Genomic DNA, 7,168 nt, shown 5'->3' with positions numbered 1-7,168 from the left:
CATCAACACCTCCCGCAAAGCGAAAAGTGTTACCCATGTGTCCGGTACGTTTCGTCACCTATGTCTCGGGTCGTTCACCACACTCCTTTGACGCCGTTGGGAAAAGCGGCCTCACCGAGGAATTTGGTGAGGCGTCCTGCGATTTTCACCTGAATTCCACCGAGCCTCGACGAATCTCGAAAAACGGTAACGGTGTCGACCGAGTCTCGCATCGCCTCTGCAGCTTCGGAATCATGATCTGCGGCGGGAAACGATGGCGCTTGTAGCTGATGGTCGCGGTGTTCATGCCATCGGTCTAAGCCGCAAATCCCTGAACCCGAGTTAAGTTGATAACGCGGTTGAAACGCTCCAACAATAGCTGTGCGTAACGGACGGTCCAGCGGTGAATGGTCGTGTGATCGATAGCAATACCCCGCTCGGCCGTCATCTCTTCCAAATCACGCAGGCTCAGACTGTAGGCCAGGTACCAGCGCACGCAAAGCAGGATCACCGATTGGCCAAACTGCCGGCCCTTGAACATTCAATCCCCCGAAAATGTCAGAGGCTCTCCTTGCCACAGTGCCGGTATTAAAAAGGTTGCAACAGATTTCAAACTGTTCGGCGATTGAGGGATGTGGATTAAAGCAAACCGCGCTTGCCGTTTGTGGCGACAGGGATCGCTTGTGCTCGCGCCCTTTCATCCATTGAAATTACCGGCAAGATTTATTGTCCGCTCAAGATAGCCGTGCAAGCATTCGCCCTGGCACTTCAAACAAGCTGGCCGTGCTTCAGGGCAGAAGCCCAACGCTGCGATCTTGGCTGTGGCATGGCTTGACTCCGCGAAGATCGCGTAGCCGGCGGGATAAACGGTGCGACACCGGGAGGAAGGCATGGAACAGGAACAAGCCACGATGGCGCGTGTGACGTGGCGCCTGGTTCCGCTGCTGATCGCAGCGTATCTCATCGCATATCTCGATCGCGTCAATGTCAGTTTCGCCGCGATAAGAATGAACGCTGACCTCGGCCTCTCGGCAGCCGCCTATGGTTTCGGCGCCGGGATATTCTTCATCACCTACACCCTGTTCGAGGTGCCTTCTAACATCATACTGGAAAAGGTGGGCGCGAGGCGCTGGATCGCGCGGATCATGCTGACCTGGGGCCTGGTCTCGGGCGCCATGGCATTCGTGACCGGCGAGACCAGTTTCTACATCCTGCGGGCTTTGCTCGGCATTGCCGAAGCCGGCTTTTTCCCGGGGGTCGTCTTCTATCTGTCTCTCTGGTTCCCTGCCGGGTATCGTGGGCGCATCTCCAGCTATTTCATGGTGGCCATTCCGCTCTCGACAGTGATTGGAGCTCCTCTCTCTGGGATAATTCTTGGAATGGACGGCATGCTCGGATTTAGCGGCTGGCAATGGCTGTTCGTCATCGAAGCGGTGCCCGCGATCGTGCTGTCGGTGATTGTCTTCTGGTATCTGACCGACAGGCCCGCGGAAGCGGCATGGCTTGAGCCGGACCAGCGCAACTGGCTGCAGGCGCGCATGGACGCCGAGAACAAGGAGGACGCCGGCGGCCACCACAGCATCGCCGCGGCTCTCAAAAGCCCCAGGGTCCTGGCCCTCGGTCTCGTGTGCTTCGGAGCAGTCATCACGAATTACGGCGTCAGCTTTTTTCTGCCGCAGATCATATCCGGCTTCGGCCTGTCCGCCCTTGCGACCGGCTTCGTCGCAGCCCTGCCCTATGTCGTGGGCGCCGTTGGTATGATCTGGTGGGGACGGCGTTCGGATACTCGTGGCGAGCGTAAGATACACACTGCGATCGCCATCGCGGTGGCCGTCATCAGCCTGATCGTTTCCACTATGCTGTCGGACCCCGTTCTAAAGATCATCGCCATATCGATCGCCGGCTTCGGCATGTTTGCCTATCTCGGCCCGTTCTGGGCCATACCGAACACCTTCCTGCGCGGACCGGCCCTGGCCGCGGGCATAGCGGCCATCAATTCCATCGCAAACGTGGCCGGGTTCACCGGGCCTTACATCGTCGGCTACGTCAAGACGCTGACCGGGAGTTTCGAAGGCGGGCTGCTGGCTTTGGCCGGGCTCGGCTGCGTCGCGATCGTCATCCTGCTCTGCCTTCCGATCGAGCGTACCGCGCCGCTCGCACGGACAAAGCCGCATCCCGCGGAATAGTGATTATGGGGCTTCACAGACTGGGAGGACGGAAATGGACTATATCGAGGTCAACGGCACATCGCTGCGCTACGACCTGCATGGCGCGAGCGGCCCCATCCTGGTGATGATCCATGAGATGGGAGGCATGATCGAAAACTGGGATCTGGTCGCGCCACGGTTTGCGCAGAGGTTCAGGGTTCTCCGCTACGATGCGCGTGGCTGCGGCCTGTCGGCGAAGGTAGGCGGCGAACTGTCGGTCGAATTGCTGAGCGACGACCTCCTGGCGCTCCTCGATGCGCTCGGCTTGAGGGAGCCGGTGGCGCTCGCGGCATGCGCCCTGGGCGCGGCGACGGCCTTCGCGTTCGCCGCGCGTTTTCCGGAACGGACGTCGGCAGTCGTCGTGATGAGTCCGGCGATCGACATGAAGCCGGAAGATCGGCCCAGCCGGCGTGCCATGCTCCAGAACGTATTGCGTGACGGGATGCAATCTATCGTCGACGGTGCGATGGCAAGCGGATATCCGCCAGTGTTGCGCGAGCGCGATCCCGAACGATTCCGCGCCTTCCGGGCGCGCTGGCTCGGCAACGACCCTCACAGCTTCGTCGCTCACTACGAATTGTTGATCGACATGGATATCGCGCACTACGTCGAGGCCGTGCGATGCCCGGCACTTGGTATCGGCGGCACGCTAGATGTGTTCCGCTCCCCCGAATATGTGCGCAACGTCATGCGTTCCATCCCGGACGTCGAGTTCGTCACCATCGAGACGAGCCATCACCAGACGGTCGAGACCCCTGAGGAAATCGCCGAAGCGATCGACGGCTTCTTAAAGCGTCGCGTGTTGAGCCAAGCCTAGCCCGATCAAGGATGCGACCGATGAAACTCTATTATTCCCACCGCTCTCCATATGTACGTCTTGTCATGGTTGCGATCCATTGGGCGGGTCTGGCTCAGCGCATCGAGTTGATGAACACGGTCGTCGACATCTACCGACCGTTGCCGGATCTGATGCGGGACAACCCACTGGCCAAGATTCCGACACTGGTTCTCGACGATGCCAGCGCGATCTATGATTCACGTGTCATCTGCGAATATCTGGACGGCTGCCATCAAGGGCCGCGTCTCTTTCCCGAGCGAGGAAAGGCGCGCGTGGAGGCCTTGCGCCGCTTGGCGCTGGGCCACGGCACGATCGACCTGCTTCTGGTCTGGTTCACGGAGAGGAACCGGCCGGGCGCCTTGAAATCACCTGAATTCGTCGCCGCGCTGGAGACCAAACATCAAAACGTCCTGGACCGGATGAACGAAGAGGTGCCCGACCTGATTGCGACGCCGTTCTCGATCGGCCACGCAGCCATCGGCACGGCCCTGTCCTACTCGGATTTTCGTTTTGGTACGCTCGACTGGCGCACGGGGCGTCAGGCGCTGGCCGAATGGCACGATGACTTCCTGAAAATACCGGCGGTGGCGGCGGACCCGTTCTTCGACGATCTGGCGGCGGCGGCTGCCAGGGAACTGAAATCCACCGCAAGCCGTTGAGAAATCTTCCGAAAGCCTGGAAATGATTGTATCCACCAGCTTAATCCGCCGCCGGGAGGACATTTCGCCCGCCGCATTTAAAAGCCATTGGCTCGATCCTCATGGGCCATTGACGGCGAAATTGCCCGGCGCGCGCAAATACGACCAGAACCATGTAGTTGCCGACGCGCCCGGAACGAATGACGCGGCGCGCCGGCTCCGTGTCGATGGATTTCCCGTGCTTGCCTTCGACAGCCCGGAAAGCCGTCGCCTGTCGCATGGCTCGCCCGAAATGGCGGCTTGCAACAAGGATTCCCTTTTTTTCATCGGTGCCGTCGCGCGGGTGATCAGCGACGATGGTGGGGCGCAGGCGCCGGCTGGATCCGAAGCCGCGATCAAGCAGCTTCTTTTGGTCCCTGGGGACAGGGGAGTCTTCGCCCTGCCGGACGTCATCGCCGAGCTCGATGGCGTCCTTGGCTCGATCTCGCATACTATCCTCGAGCAGGGAGCAGCCCCCAGCAGTGCCGTCCCATTCATCGGTTTCGGAGTGAGCGCCCTGGCGGAGCTATGGGTTCGCGACGATAGGTCAGTCGTCGCGAATGCGGCCCGGCTCGAACGGGAAGCTCCCGAAGTCGCGACCTTCGCCGTTCAGGTGCACAGGTTCTTCTGAATACGGTACCGGTTTCGTGGGGCGAAAACATCAGGGCGCGGCCGCGCTCGTCGCGAGCTGTCCATAGATAGTCTTACCTTGCCGAAAAATTGTGCGACGGGCATTGCTCGTCGCACAATACGTGCCGGAGATCCCGGTCGATCACTCCAGCACCATCACGTCGCTTGACTTGACGCTGAGCGTGATGGGCCGGCCACGCTCCATCGCTCGGAAATCCCTGGTCGTCAGTCGCCGCACATTAACCGTCTCGGCACCGCCCAGGCGAACCTGGATATCGACGACACCACCCGTAAGGGTGACATCTTCCACCGCGCCGGTAACGGTATTCGGCCCCTGTTCGCCATCCGTTGCGACGGCGAAGGATTCCGGGCGGATCATGATCTTGGCCGTGGGCGCGGACAAGGACGTCGCAACGCCCGCTATCTGGAAGCCGCTCCGGGTAGACAGCTTCGCCTCTGTTCCACTGGAGACGACAGATACGTCGAGAATGTTGGATTCTCCGAGGAAATCGGCGGCGAAGACGGTCCGCGGCCTGAAATACAGATCCTCAGGGGTCCCGATCTGCTCCACCTCGCCCCCGTTCATCAGACAGATGCGGTCGGACAGGACCAACGCCTCGCTCTGGTCATGCGTGACATAGAGCAGAGTGACGCCCAGTGTCCGGTGGATGCGCTTGATTTCGAGCTGCAACTGATCGCGAAGCTTCTTGTCGAGCGCGCCGAGTGGCTCGTCCATCAGGATCAGATCCGGATTGTAGACGAGGCACCTGGCAATGGCGATGCGCTGCTGCTGACCGCCGGACAGTTCCTTCGGCTTGCGCGCCCCGTAGCCGCCCAACCCAATCACATCGAGAACTTCGTCCACCTTTTTCCTTATTTCCGTCTCGGAGCATCTCCTCACCCGGAGAGGAAAGGCGATATTCTCGAACACGGTCATATGCGGCATCAGCGCATAGTTCTGGAACACCATGCCAAGTTCGCGCTGGTTGGGCCGCAATCCGGTGACGTTGCGCCCTCCTATCCAGATCGTCCCCGCTGAAGCGGCGATCGATCCCGATATCAGGTTGAGGATTGTGGTCTTGCCGGAACCGCTCGGTCCGAGCAGTGTCAGGAATTCACCCTTGGCAATCTCCAGGGACGTGGGAGACAGCGCCCGCACGGCGCCATAGTCTTTCCCGACGGCGTCCAGTCGGACCATCGCTTCCGTCATCGGTCATTCCTTTGCAGCAAGGACATCGCGACGCACGCGCCGAACGACAGGACAGTCAGCAGACTCGAAATCGCTGCGAGAACCGGAGAAATCTCCCAATGGATGCTGCTGTACATCTTCACCGGCAGCGTTTCCGATTGAACGCTCGAGATGAAGTAGGAAATAACGACCTCATCGAACGACAGAAGGAAGGCGAACAGGCCTGCCACGACAAGCGAGGGCACGACCAGCGGCAGCACGACTTTCCAGATGATGCGCAGTCTCCCCGCTCCCATCGTTTGCGCGGCCAGTTCAAGGTTGCGGTCCACGTAGCGAAGGCCGGTGAAGGCGGTGACTATGACGAAGGGAACGGTAACCACGGTATGGGCCGCGACAAGTCCGAAAGTGGTGCCGACCAAGCCGAGCTGTGACAGGTAGAGATACATCGCGAGCGCAACGGCGATGTGGGGCATGAACATCGGGCTGAGCAGCAGGATCGTCAGCGGCCCCTTGCCTGTGAAATCGGCCCTGGTGATCCCGTACGCGGCGGAAAATCCCAATACTAGCGACGCGGCCATGGTCGCCAGGCCGACCTTCACGCTTTGCGCGGTGACAGCCATCCAGGTCGATTCCTGGAAATACTGCCGGTAGAGTTCGAGCGAATACGAACGGGGCGGGAATACGAGTTCGCTTCCTGTGCCGAACGACATCGGAATGACGATCAGGCTCGGCAGGACGAGAAACACGTAGCCGAAAATGGCCGCCGCGATTCCAATACGTGGAAGGAGGCGTTCCGCGAGTGATGCGGCGCCGGGAGGTCGATCAGCCATGAGTTCCCAGCCCCCCGCCCCTGATACGCGAAATGAGAGCGCTCAATGCCGCCGTCATGACGATCAGCATCACGGTAAGGGCGGCAGCCAGGCCCCAGTCCAGCGTCTGCCGGATATGCATCTCCACCAGATTGGCCAGCATCATGTCTTTTGGCCCGCCAAGCAGCGCCGGCGTCACGAACATCCCCAGCGACAGGACGATACAGATGAGACAGCCGGCGCCGACGCCCGGCAGGCTGAGCGGCAGCGTGATGCTGCGAAATATCTTCAGCCGGCCCGCTCCCATCACTTCGGCCGCTCTTCGTAAGTCCGGATTCTGGGCCATCAGGCTGGTCAGTATGGCGAAGATCATGAAGGGCAGCAGGTAGTGCGCCATACCTATGATGACCCCCGGTCGGTTGAAGAGCAGCTTCAATCCAGTCTCGGGGCCGAACAGGGCGCGGGCAATGGTATTTATGACGCCGTCCTGCCCTAGCAGCACGGTGAAGGCGAAGCTCTTGACGAGGATGCTGGTCCAGAACGGCAGCAGAACCAACGTCATCAGCATTGTACGTCGCCGCGGCGGCTGCTTGTAGAGATGATAGGCCACCGGGTAGGCGATCAGAAGCGTCATGATCGTCGACAGGCCGCTGATCTCAAGGGTCGAACGCAGAACTCGCACATAGAGCAGCGATGTGAACAGTTCCTGGTAGTTCGACCCGGTCAGGACCGGATCGAACAGACTGGCCAGAACGACCATCCCGAGCGGCAGCAGGAAGAAAACGACAAAGAATGCCGCGATGGGAAGGACAAATATGATCATTCGGCCGCACTCACGC

Annotated in this window: 8 protein-coding genes and 1 pseudogene; 5 read left to right on the top strand and 4 right to left on the bottom strand. The window is 60.2% G+C overall.

Going from position 1 to position 7,168, the window contains the following annotated elements:
* The coding region (locus tag LB551_RS12590) for a hypothetical protein (RefSeq protein WP_224659348.1) at positions 1 to 266 on the top strand (266 nt) is incomplete at its 5' end.
* A 68-nt stretch (positions 267 to 334) separates the two neighbouring features.
* Here LB551_RS12590 and LB551_RS12585 read toward each other — a convergent pair.
* Positions 335 to 520, bottom strand: a pseudogene (locus tag LB551_RS12585) (IS6 family transposase); the annotation flags it as partial.
* Between the two features lie 349 nt (positions 521 to 869).
* Between LB551_RS12585 and LB551_RS12580 the strand changes: the two are divergent.
* From LB551_RS12580 to LB551_RS12565, 4 genes are read left to right on the top strand one after another with little or no spacing between them, the layout of a single operon-like run.
* Complete coding sequence (locus LB551_RS12580; RefSeq protein WP_224659347.1) at positions 870 to 2,165, top strand: MFS transporter; 1,296 nt, start codon at positions 870 to 872, stop codon at positions 2,163 to 2,165.
* A gap of 34 nt (positions 2,166 to 2,199) precedes the next feature.
* Positions 2,200 to 3,003, top strand: coding sequence for an alpha/beta fold hydrolase (locus LB551_RS12575; protein ID WP_224623821.1), 804 nt, complete (start codon positions 2,200 to 2,202; stop codon positions 3,001 to 3,003).
* Between the two features lie 20 nt (positions 3,004 to 3,023).
* On the top strand, positions 3,024 to 3,683 hold the full coding sequence (locus tag LB551_RS12570) for a glutathione S-transferase family protein (RefSeq protein WP_224659346.1): 660 nt from the start codon (positions 3,024 to 3,026) through the stop codon (positions 3,681 to 3,683).
* A 22-nt stretch (positions 3,684 to 3,705) separates the two neighbouring features.
* Entirely contained in the window at positions 3,706 to 4,332 is a 627-nt protein-coding gene (locus tag LB551_RS12565) for an EthD family reductase (protein WP_224659345.1), read from the top strand.
* Positions 4,333 to 4,473: 141 nt separating this feature from the next.
* On the opposite strand, the gene LB551_RS12560 is transcribed toward LB551_RS12565, so the two are convergent.
* From LB551_RS12560 to LB551_RS12550, 3 genes are read right to left on the bottom strand one after another with little or no spacing between them, the layout of a single operon-like run.
* Positions 4,474 to 5,541, bottom strand: coding sequence for an ABC transporter ATP-binding protein (locus tag LB551_RS12560; RefSeq protein ID WP_224659344.1), 1,068 nt, complete (start codon positions 5,539 to 5,541; stop codon positions 4,474 to 4,476).
* Positions 5,538 to 6,350 carry an ABC transporter permease gene (locus LB551_RS12555; RefSeq protein WP_224659343.1) on the bottom strand — a complete coding sequence of 271 codons (813 nt, stop codon included), beginning with the start codon at positions 6,348 to 6,350 and terminating at the stop codon, positions 5,538 to 5,540. Before LB551_RS12555 ends, LB551_RS12560 begins: the two co-directional genes overlap by 4 nt.
* The gene (locus tag LB551_RS12550) at positions 6,343 to 7,152 is read right to left on the bottom strand and encodes an ABC transporter permease (protein ID WP_224659342.1); all 810 of its coding nucleotides are present in this window, start codon (positions 7,150 to 7,152) and stop codon (positions 6,343 to 6,345) included. Before LB551_RS12550 ends, LB551_RS12555 begins: the two co-directional genes overlap by 8 nt.
* Between the last annotated feature and the right edge of the window lie 16 nt (positions 7,153 to 7,168).

This window comes from Mesorhizobium sp. BR1-1-2 (genome assembly GCF_020165435.1).
Lineage (GTDB): Bacteria > Pseudomonadota > Alphaproteobacteria > Rhizobiales > Rhizobiaceae > Mesorhizobium.
The sequence above is the reverse complement of the archived record's forward strand: the minus strand, read 5'-3'. Positions and strand labels throughout refer to the sequence as shown.